The following is a 16,370-nucleotide window of genomic DNA, read 5'->3' on the forward strand; positions in this document are numbered from 1 at the left end:
ACGATTTTATTAACTCAAGGATAGAAATTACATGAATGCAACAAAGTCAGTTAACCCACTACTTGTTGTTCTAAGTACAATCATTCTCCAATTGGGCTTGTAACCATTTATATTTAGGGTTTGTTCAATCTGACTCTTTTAGTAATACGATTAATTGTTGCCGTAAACTTACCCGATGAGTGTCAACCCTTGTATCTACTCCAGCGCAGGCAACGAGTTTTTTCGGATGATTAAACCGATCGATTTCACCAATTTCAGAAATAATTGTGGCTGCGAGTTTTTCTCCTATTATCATGATCCTTAGTTGATATAAGATGCTTAATATTCAACAGCATAAAGGGCTTCCGTAAACCTTTTCTGTTCATTTGGTGAAAATATACAATTAATACAAGTGTGACAACGACAAAAAGAGCTGTTTTCATTTTAACCATTCCTGAATAAACTCAATTAGTTTTTTCGATCCTGGTGACATATAACGTAAGGAAGTGGCTGCAATTCCAATGGAGCGATAATAATTACCTTCCAAAGGGATTATTCGAATACTCTCGTGTATACGATACAGTATCATTTCAGGGAGGATACTGATTCCAAGACCATTTTGCACCATGGAAATGATCGCCTGATCTTCAGCGATTTCATATTTGATTTTTGGTTTGATTTTGTGTTCTTTCAAAATTCTTCGAACATCCTTATCGATGCTTGATTTAGGCATGATAAAAGATTCATCTTTGAGTTGATCTAAGTAAATGATATCTTGCTGATTTAAAGGGTGCGTATCCGGTAAAATACACAAAAGTCTATCTTTTTTTAACGGAATCACTTCATATGCCTTTGAAACTGGCAAGGACATAAAACCAAAATCAATGGTTCCATCCGAGATCCATTGATCAATTTCATCGTAATCTCCTTCAAATAGTTTTATTTCAATGTACGGGAAATCTTTATTAAATTGCTTAATAATCATAGGCAACCATTGAATAGACACACTCGGAAGTGTACCGATTCGTACGATACCTGTTTCTAGTCCATTAATTTTAGATACTTCCTGCATCATCAGCTCATTCCATTTTAATATTTCTCGCATATAAAGCAGCATTTTTTCTCCATTGCTGGTTAAATGAATACCTAAACGTCCCCGAGTAATCAACGAAAAACCGAAGTCGGACTCAAGACTTGCGATTGCATGACTTACAGCTGATTGAGTTAATCCAACTACTTCCGCTGCTTTCGATAGACTTCCTGTTTCTATAACGGTTCTAAAGATCTCATATTTGATCAGTGTCATTCATAGTCACTCCAACTATTAATTTTTTTCATGTTTTATATTACAATTATTCATTTGATTTATATAAAGAATTGAATTTATAATAACAATTAATCAATTGCTAGTAAATCTATCGGTTTTATAAATTTAAAAAACTAACTTAAACGAAAGCTAGGATTATTCTAAAAAATGAAAAATAGAAAGTGAGTGTTTATATTGAGTAAAACGAATCATGTTATCCCACCATATTCCATGGAAGTCATGACAGCTAAATTATTTACAGAAATAGAAAAAGTCGTTGTTTTGAAATATAAAGAAAATGGAAAGGCATTACTGCAACAAGGAATTGATAATTTTGGATATAAAGACGCGGAAGAGATTGCGATAAAAGCAACGACAGAAAGAGAAAATCATACGTTATTTGACTATATTCCTAAAGATCATAACAGTCAAAATAAGTATGGAAATCTTACACCCTTTGCCCTATTTGCAAAATTATTTGCCCAAATTACGAAAGCTATAGTAGATACTTATGGCGATGAAGGAGAAGCCGCTATTCAAGAAGGTATATGGCAATTTGGTGAAAAGCGTGGTCGTGGAATTGCACAAAGAGCCAGAGTGAATGGGGCGGACAACACAATTGATCAATACTTAACAAACTACGATATGGGACGAAGTGATTTGTTTACCATTGAAACGGTGAATAAATCTGAGGAAATCGAGCAAACATTTACAGTATGTCCATTAGGCCAACAATGGGCTGATGACGATATGCATGCTTACGGACTTGTTTATTGTAGGGTGATAGATGATGCAATTGCTCATGGTTTTAACAATAAATTTAACGTCGTACATGATCAATTTGTGTTAAAAGAAGGACAATGTCATTTTCGTTTTCAATTAAAAGATTCAGAGGAAAACAATGATTAATATCAAGCGATTGAATACCCATTTAGAAGAGTTATCCGCCATTGGAAAAACAATAGATGGTGGCATAAATCGGTTTTCTTATACAAGTGATGAGAGACGAGCAAATGAACGAGTCAAACAATATATGGAATCTGCTGGTTTAACCGTCCATTATGATACAGTGGGCAATCTGATTGGGAGTCAAGAGGCTACGGATGATTTACCCACTATTTTAATAGGTTCACATATTGATACCGTTCCAAATGGCGGAAAGTATGATGGGAGTTTAGGAGTCTTAACCGCCATTGAAGTCATACATTCGTTAAAAGAAAAAGAAATTGAACTGAAACATCCTGTTAAAATTGTTGCCTTTAAGGATGAGGAAGGAACCCGTTTTGGCTTTGGTATGATTGGGAGCCGAGCTGTCGCAGGTACATTGACATCCAATGATTTAAAAAAAGTAGATAATCAAGGAATATCGATTGAACAAGCTATGAGGGATTATGGATTAGAAAATCAGCATCTCCAAAGTGCGAAAATAGAAAACGTAAAGTGCTATTTAGAAGTTCATATCGAACAAGGAAAGGTTCTTGAAAATAATGAAGCAGCAGTAGGTAATGTAACTGGTATCGCTGGTCCGGTGTGGCTTAAGTTCAAATTAACAGGACTGTCAGAGCATGCTGGTGCAACACCGATGAATCTAAGACAAGATGCTTTAGTAGGAGCAAGTTTAATTATTGCAGAGGTTGAAAAAATAGCTAAGGAGTCCCCTTCATCTGTAGCTACTGTGGGCAAACTTTCTGTAAAACCAAACGGCGTGAACGTCATTCCTGGTGAGGTGGAATGGACAATTGATATTAGAGATATCGATGAAAAAACCAGAGATCAAGTCGAACAAGAGATTAGAAAATTCGCGAAAAAGGTAGCTAATGATCGACAATTACACTTAGAAATCTCTGTATTACAACGTGTTGCACCTGTTCGTTGTGAAGATAACATTCAAGATGTCATAAAGGAAAGTATTCAAGAATTAGGTGAATCCATCGTCTCTTTACCTAGTGGTGCCGGACATGATGCCATGCAGTTTAAAAATCGATTCCCAATTGGTATGATTTTTGTTAGATCGAAAGATGGGATCAGTCATAATCCAAGGGAATTTTCTTCAGAGCAAGATATTGAAAAAGCCGCTAAAGTCTTATATTTAACAATTCTACAATTAGACAAAAACTAAAGAATATATCATTGTAGTATGTTCAGAGCCTGTTTACGATTTTACTCTTTCAAAATCTGGCTCTGTTATTTATATAAATCAAGGGTTAAATCATGTTTTTGAAATTAGTTGTTAACCATGAATAATCCCTGATGGGAAAAAAATTTTGCATTTATTCTCACTATACAACTTTGTTTAATATAATTTATAAAGGAGATAATAAAATGAATTTTTCAGGATCTTCGATTGTTTTTGCCGAAATCATCATTTACCTTCTCTTAATGCTTGGAGTGGGTGTGCTCTTTAGTAGAAAAAAATTGGACCACGCTGATTATTTTCTCGGAGGAAATAAGTTACCTGGTTGGGCACTAGCTTTTTCTGAAAGAGCTACAGGTGAATCCGCCTATATGTTCTTAGGGGCAGTAGGTTTTATTTATGTAACAGGTTTGTCAGGAATATGGATCTTATCGGGAATGTTTATAGGCGTTCTCTTTTCTTGGCTCTTTTTAGCCAAAAGATTTATGAATGAAACAAAAAAATATAAAGTGTATACATTAACCGACTATATAGCTGTTAAATTTCCTAATCACACTAATTTGATTCGTTGGTTGTCATCGATCATTATGGTCATATTTTTCACTTGCTACTTAGCAGCTCAATTTTCCGGTGTTGGTAAAACTCTTTATTCTTTTTCTGGACTTAATATTACGGTAGGAACCATTGTAGTTGCCCTCATCATTATTGCCTACTCTTGTATGGGTGGGTTTATGTCAGTTGTATGGACTGATACAATTCAAAGTTTTTTAATGGTTTTAGCGTTTATTATCGTTCCAATTGCAGGATTTTTTGAAATTCAACAAAATGATTTATCGATTTCGTATACCTTAAATTCAATGGGAAGTGGTGCAGATAGTTGGATCGGAGGATTATCTGGACTAGCCATCGGAGCCATGCTATTTACAAACCTTTCTTGGTTCTTTGGCTGGCTTGGAGGACAGCCACAATTAAGTTCTCGCTTTATGGCATTAAAGGATGAAAAAGAACTAAAAACAGGAAAAATTGTTGCAATTATTTGGACATTAATTGTCTATGTCGGTGCCTTTTTATCTGCCATTTTTGCTTCCGTTATCTATAAACAAGGAACGATTGAAGATTCTGAAATGATTTTGCCTCATATGGTATTCGATTTGTTGCCACCATGGGTTGCAGGAATCATCATTGCAGGAATTTTAGCTGCTATCATGTCAACAGCATCTTCTCAATTACTCGTTATTACAACATCAGTAAGTGAAGATATTGTTCATAAAGCCATGGGTATGACGATAAAGAGTCAAACCTTAGTGAAATTATCTCGTTGCATTGCCATTGTAGCTGGTCTTGTAGGTATTGTTGTTTCGTTAGCATCTGGCTCCATTATTTATAATATGGTCAGTTTTGCTTGGGCAGGGGTCGGCAATACATTTTCTGCCGTCATTTTACTTATATTCTTTTGGAAAAAAACATCTGGTACAGGCGTAGTAGCCACTATAATTACAGGGTTTATCAGCGCCATCCTGTGGACCACTTCTCCTTTAGAAGCCATCGTAACTGCTAAAGCGGCCACTTTCTTTATCTGTCTTATTGTTGGTATTGTAGTGAGTTTATGGTTTCCTGAAAAAGTTTCAAAATCAGCTGAATTAGCTTCTTAATTGTTCCAAATAGGTTGGAAAGATTGACAGTTGCTAGTTCAAGTCAGAATTACTTTATATAAACCTTGTAATCCTTGTCTATCAAGGATTACAAGGTTTTTTTGGATTTAAAAGAGTCTGTTGTGGATGTAATACAAAGTTGTACCCTAAGTAAAAAATTTACTCCATTTTGAAATTATCAAGACCTAATAAAGGAGAGCTAACTGAATGGCAATACAAATAGCAGATAAACTGGCAGCTGTATAGAGATAATAAAGTCTTTTATTTTACTTTAAGAAACCCAAAGGAGATACTATCTAAAACGTAGTACCTCCTTTATAAGCTCTTTAATATGATTCGTTCAGAGTAAATACAATTATTAAAACTAAAATCAAATTCGTTTGATTTCCACTAAAGTGCGTTCGTTACTGAATTATAGATTTTCTAATCTCTTAATCTTTTTTGTAAGTTCATTGAATCTTTGATCGAGTTCTATATACTCTTGGCTTTTAGACGATAAAAAGCTCAATTTCCCTAATACTTCTTGTCGTTCTGTTTCAAGCTTTAAGCGCTGTTCTGCAAGTGAATTAACCTTTTCGTCTGATTGCTTTAATTTCTTTTGAATACGATGATTTTCAAAAATCAACTGTACAGATGTCGTTTTACTTAAGAAATATTGATCGTGTGAAACAATGACCAATGTGCCGGTATACTCTGCTAACGTTAATTCCAATTGCTCTCTCGAAGGCAAATCTAAATGGTTTGTCGGTTCATCTAAAATTAGTACATCCTTATCTTCCAGTATATATTGCATAAGCTTACACTTCACGCGCTCTCCCATACTCATCTGTTCAATTGGCTCAGACCATTGACTTGCTGTAAATCCTAAATGCTTCATTAAATTCTGAACCTTGCCCCGTTCTTTAAATGTTTCACATTTAAATAATTGTTCAGGCGTTTGCTCTAGAGGCAAGTCAAATACTTGCTGCGTTAAATAACCAATATTCGCAGATGGGGAAACCCAAATGTCCCCTTCAGCAAACTCCTTGCCCATTAAGATATTTAAAAATGTCGTTTTCCCACTACCATTCGGGCCAATAAGCGCTACTTTTTCACCGTGTTGAATTGTAAAATTCGTCTGTTCAAATAATATTCGTTCCCCAAACTTCTTTTTTAAGTTTTTCACCTCTAAAAATCTTTTGCCGACCTTCGTATTCGCTTCTAACGAAAATCGAACAAGATAATCTTCCTCAACACGTTCAACCTTCGTCTTCTCAAGTTCCTTCTCAAGACGTTTGCGCTTAGATTTGACTTGAGAATCCATTCGTTTCGCTTTTAGGCGGTAATATTCTTTAAATCCTTCTTGCTTCGTCGATTGTGCATGCGCTTTTTGCGACCACGATGTCAGTTCGTTTATTTGATTTTCTACGAGTTCCATTTTTCTTTGTTGTTTTTCGTACTCTCTTTGTTGAGTTAATCTTCTTTGTTCTCGAATCTTTATATAATGTGTATAATTTCCTTTTTGCTCGAATAATTTCGTATTTTCAATTGACCAAATTTTCGTCGCTACAGTATCCAAAAAATATCTGTCATGTGAAACGACAATGATTGTACCCGTATAATTTTCTATTTGATTAACTAACAGCTCCGTACTTTCTATATCTAGATGGTTTGTTGGTTCATCTAATAAGAGTAAGTGCGGTGCTAACGCGAAACCTTTTGCAAGACGAATTTTGAGCTTTTCTCCGCCACTTAACACTTCGTAAGGAACATCTGGAATATGCCATTTCGCCATTAGAGTAGCTTCTAATTGTGTAACCTGCTCAGATGCGTATGTTTGTTTCTCCTGATCCACTAAAAAGACTTCGGTTTTGTTATTTTCCCATTCAACCTGTCCCTCAGATAGTTTTACATGTCCAAGTAAAATTTGTAATAGCGTGGACTTTCCGCTACCATTTCGGCCAACTAGACCAATCACTTCTCCACGACCAATAGTTGCGTTAAGATCTTTAAAAATAATACGGTCCATAATTTCTAAATTTATTTGATTTAATTTTACGATTTCTTTCATCGTATCACCCTTTCTTTTTCAAGGGAGAAAAAAATCCTCCCAATTGAATTTGGAAGGATTAGTTGCATTTTTCATAATGAAAATAAGCTATTTAATGAATAGCTTAAAAAATTATATGGAAAATGGGCAGACTAATCCTATTTTTTAATTTGAAAAATTATTCTCAAATGTTTGAAATAAGATTAGTACTTCATCGGCCACCCATCATCCCTTCTAATATGATTTAATATATTATACCCACAAAATCAAATAATGAAAAGAAAAATCTGCTAAAACTATTCCGTTCCTCCACTCAGTATTTCCTCGAACGTTTCAGAATTTTTCTGTTTCATCTATTTTTATCAGCTCTTTATTAAGCGATTAATATAAAATAAAATCTAATTTTAGTTGAATAAACAATAATACCATGATTCAGTAAGAATTTACTGTATATAGGTATTAGCGATAAATTGATGGTGAATTGACTCATAACATCGCTTGAATAACAAAGTTGAAAGTGTTTGATTATCATATTCATTACTTTATTGTTTGGTTACGTTTGTTTTCCCCTGCTAATTACCAATGGTTCTTTGAAGGAAAGACCTTTTTTCAAATTAAGCTCCACTGCTGCAATGATGGTAAAAACAGCGCAAGCGATTAAATAAACAAAAGCTGATGTCTAGATATCCTATTAATTTAGCACCATCACCAACTGCTTCTTTCATTTGTTTAATGTGTTTTCTAAAGTATTAGGCAATCGAATCATTCCCTCTTATGTACTACCCCTTTACCCGGTAATGGCAGTGACATTCAAGCCTAATTTTTGGTATGCTTTTTTACATATTCCGATAACGTGTTTCGCCTCGTTGACAAGATCCATCGCTGCACCCAAGTCCTTTTAAAGACCTTGCCTGGGATCATCCAGTTAGCCCGATCACCATTTTCCGCTACTTCCATACCGCCTAAAAAACGTGATCAATATGGCCGCACAGATTGGTTGGTCCCTTGTTTATTCAACACATTCGTATAATCCAAAGCTTCCTTTAATTTCTGACTTGTAGCTAAGGGAACTTTCCGTGTCTCATTATTTATCACATCTGAAGAGTAAACACTGATACTTACGGTGCCTTCTTGCGTTGTAGCACGGATTAGGATAGGTTGATTGTACTTGTTTTTAAAGCTAAAATCAGGTCCATACCAGCTTACCGTAGCATCGCGGCCAGGTGGAACATAAGGAACGTGCCTAGAATGGGAATAGCGATGAATAATTTGCAACCCTGCATTGTCGATGGCATTATACAGAGTGGATGACACCTGACAAATCCCTCCACCGACCCCTTCAGAAAACTCTCCTTTAACGATAACGCGAGCGGGCAAATATCCTTTGTTTACTGTTCTCTTGCCAACGACTTGGTTAAAGGAAAACGTCTCTTCTGGAAACACGACATAGTTATTAATGGCTTCTGTAGCGAGTGAGATATTATTATAACGATTTTTATTATTCACATTAAAATAGGTTCTATATTCACCAATCTTATTTACACGAATCTGAGCAAGTAGTTCGTTATCAACCTTTGGATGAATGGCAAGTAAGGGAACTTCTACTTTCTGTTCTCTACGTCCGTATAGAAAGGAATAAAATTGCTCTTTAAATGCTTGATGGTATAGCCTGTAACCTACCCGCCCAGGAAGAATATTACCATTTTTGTCGATTGTGGCATTTACAGGTTCTTGATATACATGACGGTCTATTTTTTCGATAAACTGATTGTATTTATCCACGTCCATCATAGGAACATCTAGAAATGCCATAGAAACATCAGCGCGTTTGACAACAGCAATCGTTTGTCCTTGCTGGGTTACCGATAAGCTGTCAGGAATATACACTTGTTGAACGAATAGTAAAAGGCCGGCAATCCATGTTAATCTCAGTGAAACCACCCCCACATTATTTTAATATGGGTTGGAATTTATCATTTCATGTATTCCTCATTTTACATATCTTATTTTAAGTCTTCATAGAGCGAATCTTGATCAATATACCAACGATCTGTCAAACTGTCCCTTCGAATCATAAAATGCATAACCTTTTTTTCTTTGCCTTCTCTCTTCTTATAGATAGCTACTTGAACGGGTACATCCACGAGAAGTAACCCATTTAGTTGTTCAGGTGGTTGTCTTAAGGGGTCAACTACTCCAAAATATGTAATATCTTTAACAAGTTTATTAACACGATTAAGATGACTCGGATTTGATAAGGTCATTGCTAATAATTTCTGATTTCCCTGATTAATGGAAATGGTAAAAATACGAATAAGTTCATAGGGACTTACCGTTTCTATATAATCATCAAGCTTACCAGCCGCTTTCAATACCATTAATTTATGAGAAAGATCTTCGTTTTTCAAACGATGCGTTATACTTCCAGAGAAATGAACACAGAAGTGACCGGAAAAACCATTTTGAAGAGCACCAGCACCGTGCGGCATTCCATGCATAGATGCCGCAATCATTTGATTATTGATTAATACAATAATGGCTCTTCTATTCCAACTCCATTTATTATTATAAATTTTCTTCATAATTTGAGTATCTTCCTTGGTTAGTGGCTGTACATCGGCATGATGGCTACCTGCTCTTCGTTGTACCTTAAAAGATAAACCAGTTTCAATATCTATAATGGTGAAATTTGTTTTATTTGGAATAATGTTGTTTACAATCTCCCAAGGTAACATCTCAATTTTAAAGCTTATAGGTACATCTTCATCTTCCCATTCAATTGCATAAGCTGAGTGATTGACCATAAAGACAAATATAAAAATAACGATAAATACTTGAAACTTTTTTTTGTTTTTCATTTGATTTCTCCATTGTTTTTTCTTATTATTTCTGGAAACAATGATTTGAATAGCTTTAAATATTTGGAAATTCATCCGTAAAGGTGTTTATAATTAGAATTAACACAAAGGGTCTAATTACGTTTAGTTAATCAGCTAAAGTCATTAATATAGTAATAAGATGGAATGCATTGATAATCTATGGAAACAAATCAAATCAAAATACACGAATTGTCCATTTCATGCGACAAAAAAAGCCCCAATAGGGTTTACTCTATTGGGACTTCGCGTTTGTGAAAATCAAAAATATGTTTAATAAATAATTTAACATGTGGAGCAATAAAACGATTCTTACTTGTAACTAGATATACTGTACGGTTAAAATATGAAGAATCCAAATATTCAAAATGCAATCTAGAATCATTTATACTTTCACAATATCGTTCAGGTAAGATACTGATGCCTAAGTCATTTGATATTAGCTCACAAATTGTTTCGAATCGCTCTACGGAGAATTGTACATCTAGAGAAAGATTTTCGGCTTCAAAGGCTTTGAAAATGTTATTCCTCGTTTCAAATCCATCTGAACATATAATAAAAGGGTATGGCAGAATATCCGATAATGAAATAGTCTGTTTCTTGAACAGTGCATGATTAACATTTGCAATTAAACATAATTTTTCCGAATATAATTTTTGTACATTTAATTCTTGGTGTGTAATTTCTTGATTTGTTAAAACAAGATGATTTTTATAATTTAGTAATGCGTTAATTACATTATCTTTACTTAATATTTCGTCTAATTGATAATGAGTTATTGATTGATGTTTATTGTATTCTCTAATTACTTGAGATATCCAATGTTTTGTTGATTCAATAATTCCTATAGACAGTTGCTTATTTCCAACTTGTTGTATTTCTGCCGATTCTAATTCGAATTGTTGGAATTTTTTTAATATTTCTGTTGCTCTTTGATAGAATAATTCTCCTGAATCTGAAAGTCGAACAGAACGAGTAGACCTTTCAAGTAAAGGAAATCCAATATTTTGTTCTAATTTTGTAATTGCATTGCTTAACGAGGGTTGAGAAAGGTGCAATTTTTTTGCTGCTTTTGAAAAACTCTTATTCTCTACTACAGAAATGAAATAAGTTAGTTGCCTAATATCCAAAAAAGCACCCCACTTATAGTTTTTTTATATTAATATATTGAAAATACGTATTGGATATTATAAATAATAGCAGATATACTCTAATAAATAAATTAATTTCTAGGGTGGGATAATAAATGTATATTGGACCAAATATGGATTTATGGAAAGGCAGAACAGATAGTTTAATAGATAAAGATGAATTTAGAATTCATCAAATAGTTAGTGATCATTCAAAAACATCAACAATTGATACATGTGGGATAATAGGATTCTCTTGTGAAGAAGGCGTTCGCAGGAATAAAGGAAGACTTGGAAGCAAAGAAGCTCCAAATGAAATACGTAAATCCTTATCTTCTTTATCTTGGCACGGCCAATCAGCAGATAGTCTAGTTGATTTCGGAAATATCATTTGTGAAAATCAACAGTTAGAAGCAGCTCAAGCTGAATTAGGAAGTCACGTTGAGAAAATATTAACTAAAAATATGTTTCCTGTTATTTTGGGAGGCGGACATGAAACTTTTTATGGACATTATCTAGGAGTAAGATCGCATGTTGGACCAAATGTTAAAATAGGGATCCTAAACATTGATGCTCATTTTGACTTACGTTCTTATGACCAAATGACTTCTTCTGGAACAATGTTTAAACAAATATTGGACAATGATAGTCAAGCAAGTTATTTACCTATTGGTATTCAACGTTATGGAAACACAAAAAAATTATTTAACACCGCTACCTCACTTAACTGTTCCTGGATTTATGAAGAAGAATTAGTAAATGAGATTTCCAATGAAATTGAAGAGAAAATTCAAAATTTTATGAATCAAAATGATTGTATTATATTAACACTTTGTATGGATGTTATAAACGCTTCTGAAGCACCAGGTGTTAGTGCACCTTCCTCATTTGGTCTCTCTGGAAAAATAGTTAGACAATTAATTCGCAAAATCGCTTCACATAAGAAAACTATTTCATTTGATATCTGTGAAGTAAATCCATCATTAGATTATGATAATCGCACTGTAAAACTAGCTGCAAACCTAATAAATGAAGTATTCATGAGCGTAGACGGTAGATAACAATCTGACCAACCGAGATCTATCAAACGATAACTATTTTTTAGCGATACTGATTTTAGCATTAGGTGGGATTATCGTTAAGAATGTGAAATTATTCAAACACTTTTGTATCCCTGCACCTTTTGTTGAGGATTACTTTTTGCAATAGTCGGTACAAGTCTTAAAACCTTTCTAAACTTAGTATCTAATTAATAAACACAAATTAACACCAAGAAAAGAAAGAAATGGAAGACAAGATAGAATTAAATGTAGCTTCATTTATGAAACAAGTATTAATTCTATCTTTTTGTATGGCTTTAGGTTCATATTTAGGAGAGTTATTTTCGGCGAAGACAGGTTATGTTTTACCTAATTATGTTTGAGCAATGATAGTAGCTGTAATAGTTCGGAGTTGAAATGCCTAGTATAAATTTTATTGGGATATTACTTTAGGTATTTTCTTATCAATGGCTTTGATGAGTATAAAACTATAGGAAATTGCAGATCTTGCATTACCAATTATTTCAATCGTGGTGATTCAAGTAATTTTCAAATATTCTTTTAAGTATATTCATCATGTTTCGGTTTCTTGGCAAAAACCACGATGGGGCTGTTATGGTTTGAGGGTTTAACGGACATGTATAGGGGCTACACCAAATGCTATGGCCAATATGTCAACTATCACTGCTAAATATGGACCTTCAAGTAAAGCGTATTGTATAAGTATTAATATATTTAAATGATAATTTGTTCTTAATATACGAAGTTTTAAGTATAAAAGCGGCCAGGTGTCCATATCAGCTTCTGGCCCTATATTCGTAAACTTGCGTCGAAACTTATTCTACTGTTTTAGAAGGGCAATATTCAAGTTACGTATTAACCAAAGCAAAGGTTTCCTTCAATTTTTTGCGTATTTCATTCCACTAATGGATGGTTTAACTTTAAAGACTAGATTTGATAACCCTATACAAAATCACCCTCTACTTATACGCCCTTTTCAATCAAGCAAGACGGCTGATCGTAACGTTTTTTTGAAAAATTATAGATGTAAGTTGGTCTATCGCGTTCAGTGGAACGCCCTTTGGATCACTACTTATACTGACGCTGGATAGAATTTTCTTTTAGCATTTCCCTTTAGACCCCGATTATCCTTTGTATCTATTTCAACCGGAATAGTTATTTTTTTTGTGGCTTAGCCGTACTGAGTAATATTACCAATATAAAATTATATATTTTGGTAATTTTCAAAGTTAACCTTTTCAATGTTATTGTTTTGAAATGAGGCATTTATACTAGTCCATTTATTATTGCATTTCATAAACTATCAATGACTTATTAAATAAGAACTGGAGGTTTTGAAATGTATAATAGAACATGGGCTAATGCACACAATGGTCAATTTCCACCTCAATATTGTCCGCCACAAACTTTTCCTTTTCAGCATGGTCCACCTCAAATTTCACCCACAAAACAATTTGTTAATACCAATGTCACGAACACAGTTATACCTGTTTTTCATCCGACACATACTACAATCGTTAATAGACATGTGAAAAAGTATATACATCATTCCCCAAATAAAGTATCTGTAGTGAATGAGTGTTACACTCAAAGGTTTGTTTGTGGAGTGCCACAACCTCCTTGTTGTCCACGAAGACCATTCAGATTTTAACTATATAACCCCTATTTGGGGTTTTTTATTAGTTTTCCCTTCCTTTTCTTAAAGTTTTTATTCTCTATTCATCTACAAAATTAACAACCACTTACACGTACTTCGACTCTTTTCACTTTGCAAGTCTTTTACATATGCAGGAATGAAGTCACCCTTTGTGTACTTAGGAGAGGAACCCTGGCTTTAGAAAGAAAGGCGTAAACAATGTTTTGGAGTTAACGACGTAACTGAATACGCAGTTAAAAAAGATCCTACAGGACATACAAATGAGGTCCTTGAATAATTTATGGAGGAATTTTTTCGGAGATTTATCGAGCAATTAGTAAATTCAATAGGTTTTTAAATATCCCAAATTTCAGGAGTTCTTGTATACGCTGATCTTTTTTTAACCCCTTTTGTTTCCACATATAAGAGCAAGTTCTGCAGAATCTTCGCATTTCTTTATTTAATCATATGTAGAGCTTTCTTGATGGCAAATACATGAATACATATTTCTTCATTTTAGCGGAAGGTCACCGTGTCCAATCTTTCCATATATACTTTTAATAAACCCTCCTTTATTAGTTAAATCGCTAGGAAATCTCATTAATTTAGTAAATTATTCCATTTAATAAAAATAATGTGATAAAATTATCAGGAGTCCTGGAACAGTTAATTAAAATAGTAGCTAATAATTACTCAGTAAAAAAGATTGGTAAATCAGATATAGGATGTGTTTTTATGATAAATATAGATAAAGATATAGTAGATATAACAAGTAAGATAGACTTTTCTGGTGTTATTTTAATAAAGGATAAAGAGAATTCCGTTTATGAGGCTGCCTTTGGTTTTTCTAACAGAGCTGATAAAATTAAAAATAAAATTAGTACTAGGTTTGCAATCGCTTCAGGTTGTAAATTGTTTACAGCAGTAGCGATTTGTCAGTTAGTAGAAAAAGGAGATATTGCTTTCGAAACAAGGCTTAAAGATTGTTTAGACCTTGATTTCCCAAATTTCGATGAAGATATTACGATTCACCATCTTTTAACACATAGTGCAGGGATACCTGATTATTTTGATGAAGCTGTAATGGAGAATTTTGAAGACCTTTGGAAAGAAAAACCCATGTACCTACTAAACAAGTTTATCTGATTTTTTACCTATGTTTCAAAATAATAAGATGATGTTTACTCCTGGAGAAAGGTTTCATTATAATAATGCTGGCTATATTCTATTAGGACTAATTATTGAGCAACAAACAGGTATAAGTTTTACTAAATATATAGAAACGAATCTTTTTGCAAAGTGTGATATGCATGATTCTGGTTATTTCTCTTTAGATAGACTACCTAAAAACACCGCCATTGGTTATATAGATTTAGAGGACGCTGGAACATGGAAAACCAATAATTATGCAGTCCCAATTCAAGGTGGGGCAGATGGAGGAGCATTTATTACGGCTCCTGATATGATGAAGTTTTGGGAAGTACTACTTAGCTATAAGCTTTTAAAAGAAGAGACAACCCATCTACTTTTGACCCCTCATATTTGTGAGGAGGACGAAGAATATTATGGATACGGGATTTGGATAAGTAAGAAGGATAATACAATTTGTAAATATCATGTCATGGGTTATGACCCAGGTGTCAGTTTTAACTCTTCTTATTATCCGCAGTCTGGAATTACAACGGTCATACCTTCAAATAAAGATGAGGGGCCATACGATATATCTCAGACAATTGAAACTAACTATATACCATTGGATAATAACTCTTATTCATGATAAGAACAGACCACCATCTATTATTTTAGATGGTGGTCTGTTTAATATTAATTTAAATGAGATGCCCTTCTACAACTGATAGATCATCATTTCTTAACATTCCTTACTAATTTTCTATCAATCGTATTTTCCTTCATAAATACTTGCTTGTATTAATAAAATTTCACAACATCTTCGAAAGGTAAGAAGGTTTTTTCTCCCGGTTGTTCATTCGGCTCACCAAATGGCATTTGGGCTACTAAACTCCATTCCCCAGGAATATCCCAAGTTTTCTTCACTTCTTCATCAATAATTGGATTATAGTGTTGTAAAGATGCCCCAATACCTTCTACTGATAAAGACATCCATATTGCATACTGTAACATTGCACTTCCTTGATGGGACCAATATGGAAATTGTTCTTTATATGATGGTGCTTTATCTTGCATTTGCTCTATTGTTTCTTGGTTTTCAAAGAAAAGAATTGTACCTACTCCATCACGAAATCCTCGTAATCGTTCTACAGTTGCCGCAAAGTTCTCTTCTGGAACACGAGATCGAAGTGTTTCTTTTACAATATCCCAAAACTTTTCATGCTCGTCCTCCATCACTACTACAACACGTCCACTTTGCATATTAAATGAAGATGGTGCATGTATAGCGGTTTTTAATACTTCATTGATTCTTTCTTTCGTAATATTTTCGTTTTTTTTCACCTTACGAATGGAACGACGATTGATGATTGCGTCTTTTAAATTTGTTGTATTTACTGACATTTTGATTCCTCCAAATTATGTTTAATTTAAAAATT

Annotated in this window: 11 protein-coding genes and 4 pseudogenes; 7 read left to right on the forward strand and 8 right to left on the reverse strand. The window is 33.9% G+C overall.

What is annotated here, in order from left to right; genetic code table 11:
• Positions 1–134: 134 nt before the first annotated feature.
• Together ACQKMR_RS09905 and ACQKMR_RS09910 are read right to left on the reverse strand one after the other, a co-directional pair.
• A pseudogene (locus tag ACQKMR_RS09905) lies at positions 135–289 on the reverse strand (transposase); the annotation flags it as partial.
• A 129-nt stretch (positions 290–418) separates the two neighbouring features.
• On the reverse strand, positions 419–1,285 hold the full coding sequence (locus ACQKMR_RS09910) for a LysR family transcriptional regulator (protein WP_427697142.1): 867 nt from the start codon (positions 1,283–1,285) through the stop codon (positions 419–421).
• Between the two features lie 195 nt (positions 1,286–1,480).
• Between ACQKMR_RS09910 and ACQKMR_RS09915 the strand changes: the two genes are divergently transcribed.
• From ACQKMR_RS09915 to ACQKMR_RS09925, 3 genes are all read left to right on the forward strand, one after another.
• Entirely contained in the window at positions 1,481–2,194 is a 714-nt protein-coding gene (locus ACQKMR_RS09915; protein WP_427697143.1) for an L-2-amino-thiazoline-4-carboxylic acid hydrolase, read from the forward strand.
• Positions 2,187–3,404: a Zn-dependent hydrolase gene (locus ACQKMR_RS09920; protein ID WP_427697144.1), complete on the forward strand. Its 1,218-nt coding sequence runs from the start codon at positions 2,187–2,189 to the stop codon at positions 3,402–3,404. The genes ACQKMR_RS09915 and ACQKMR_RS09920 overlap by 8 nt, the downstream gene beginning before the upstream one ends.
• A gap of 203 nt (positions 3,405–3,607) precedes the next feature.
• Positions 3,608–5,071 carry a sodium/proline symporter gene (locus tag ACQKMR_RS09925; RefSeq protein ID WP_427697145.1) on the forward strand — a complete coding sequence of 488 codons (1,464 nt, stop codon included), beginning with the start codon at positions 3,608–3,610 and terminating at the stop codon, positions 5,069–5,071.
• 412 nt (positions 5,072–5,483) lie between these two features.
• On the opposite strand, the gene abc-f is transcribed toward ACQKMR_RS09925, so the two are convergent.
• From abc-f to ACQKMR_RS09950, 5 genes and pseudogenes are all read right to left on the reverse strand, one after another.
• On the reverse strand, positions 5,484–7,121 hold the full coding sequence (gene abc-f, locus ACQKMR_RS09930; RefSeq protein ID WP_427697146.1) for a ribosomal protection-like ABC-F family protein: 1,638 nt from the start codon (positions 7,119–7,121) through the stop codon (positions 5,484–5,486).
• A gap of 834 nt (positions 7,122–7,955) precedes the next feature.
• Positions 7,956–8,066 (reverse strand): annotated as a pseudogene (locus tag ACQKMR_RS09935) (succinyl-CoA--3-ketoacid-CoA transferase); the annotation flags it as partial.
• A 9-nt stretch (positions 8,067–8,075) separates the two neighbouring features.
• Positions 8,076–9,032: a VanW family protein gene (locus tag ACQKMR_RS09940; protein ID WP_427697199.1), complete on the reverse strand. Its 957-nt coding sequence runs from the start codon at positions 9,030–9,032 to the stop codon at positions 8,076–8,078.
• Positions 9,033–9,103: 71 nt separating this feature from the next.
• Positions 9,104–9,958, reverse strand: a complete 855-nt coding sequence (locus ACQKMR_RS09945; protein ID WP_427697147.1) for a hypothetical protein — start codon at positions 9,956–9,958, stop codon at positions 9,104–9,106.
• Positions 9,959–10,206: 248 nt separating this feature from the next.
• Positions 10,207–11,106 (reverse strand): LysR family transcriptional regulator, encoded by a 900-nt coding sequence (locus ACQKMR_RS09950; RefSeq protein ID WP_427697148.1) that lies wholly within the window; start codon positions 11,104–11,106, stop codon positions 10,207–10,209.
• A gap of 116 nt (positions 11,107–11,222) precedes the next feature.
• Here ACQKMR_RS09950 and hutG point away from each other — a divergent pair, with 116 nt between their 5' ends.
• The 4 genes and pseudogenes from hutG to ACQKMR_RS09970 all read left to right on the forward strand — a co-directional run bounded on the left by hutG (position 11,223) and on the right by ACQKMR_RS09970 (position 15,580).
• Positions 11,223–12,167, forward strand: a complete 945-nt coding sequence (hutG, locus tag ACQKMR_RS09955; RefSeq protein ID WP_427697149.1) for a formimidoylglutamase — start codon at positions 11,223–11,225, stop codon at positions 12,165–12,167.
• A gap of 419 nt (positions 12,168–12,586) precedes the next feature.
• Positions 12,587–12,868 (forward strand): annotated as a pseudogene (locus tag ACQKMR_RS09960) (sodium/glutamate symporter); the annotation flags it as partial.
• Between the two features lie 638 nt (positions 12,869–13,506).
• A complete protein-coding gene (locus ACQKMR_RS09965; protein WP_427697150.1) occupies positions 13,507–13,818 on the forward strand; it encodes a CotD family spore coat protein in 312 nt (103 codons plus the stop codon).
• Positions 13,819–14,538: 720 nt separating this feature from the next.
• Positions 14,539–15,580: pseudogene (locus tag ACQKMR_RS09970) on the forward strand (serine hydrolase domain-containing protein).
• Between the two features lie 152 nt (positions 15,581–15,732).
• Here the strand turns inward: ACQKMR_RS09970 and ACQKMR_RS09975 are convergent.
• Positions 15,733–16,335 carry a nitroreductase family protein gene (locus ACQKMR_RS09975; protein ID WP_427697151.1) on the reverse strand — a complete coding sequence of 201 codons (603 nt, stop codon included), beginning with the start codon at positions 16,333–16,335 and terminating at the stop codon, positions 15,733–15,735.
• Positions 16,336–16,370: the final 35 nt, after the last annotated feature.

Origin of the sequence: Peribacillus sp. NPDC096540 (assembly GCF_050278525.1) — a bacterium.
GTDB lineage: Bacteria > Bacillota > Bacilli > Bacillales > DSM-1321 > Peribacillus.

What these genes read in the sequence shown, in the direction of transcription:
- ACQKMR_RS09965 (WP_427697150.1), top strand. Translation starts at nt 13,507, where the DNA reads ATGTATAATAGAACATGGGCTAATGCACACAATGGTCAATTTCCACCT.
- ACQKMR_RS09975 (WP_427697151.1), bottom strand. Translation starts at nt 16,335, where the DNA reads ATGTCAGTAAATACAACAAATTTAAAAGACGCAATCATCAATCGTCGT.
- hutG (WP_427697149.1), top strand. Translation starts at nt 11,223, where the DNA reads ATGTATATTGGACCAAATATGGATTTATGGAAAGGCAGAACAGATAGT.
- ACQKMR_RS09910 (WP_427697142.1), bottom strand. Translation starts at nt 1,285, where the DNA reads ATGACACTGATCAAATATGAGATCTTTAGAACCGTTATAGAAACAGGA.
- ACQKMR_RS09945 (WP_427697147.1), bottom strand. Translation starts at nt 9,958, where the DNA reads ATGAAAAACAAAAAAAAGTTTCAAGTATTTATCGTTATTTTTATATTT.
- ACQKMR_RS09920 (WP_427697144.1), top strand. Translation starts at nt 2,187, where the DNA reads ATGATTAATATCAAGCGATTGAATACCCATTTAGAAGAGTTATCCGCC.
- ACQKMR_RS09925 (WP_427697145.1), top strand. Translation starts at nt 3,608, where the DNA reads ATGAATTTTTCAGGATCTTCGATTGTTTTTGCCGAAATCATCATTTAC.
- abc-f (WP_427697146.1), bottom strand. Translation starts at nt 7,121, where the DNA reads ATGAAAGAAATCGTAAAATTAAATCAAATAAATTTAGAAATTATGGAC.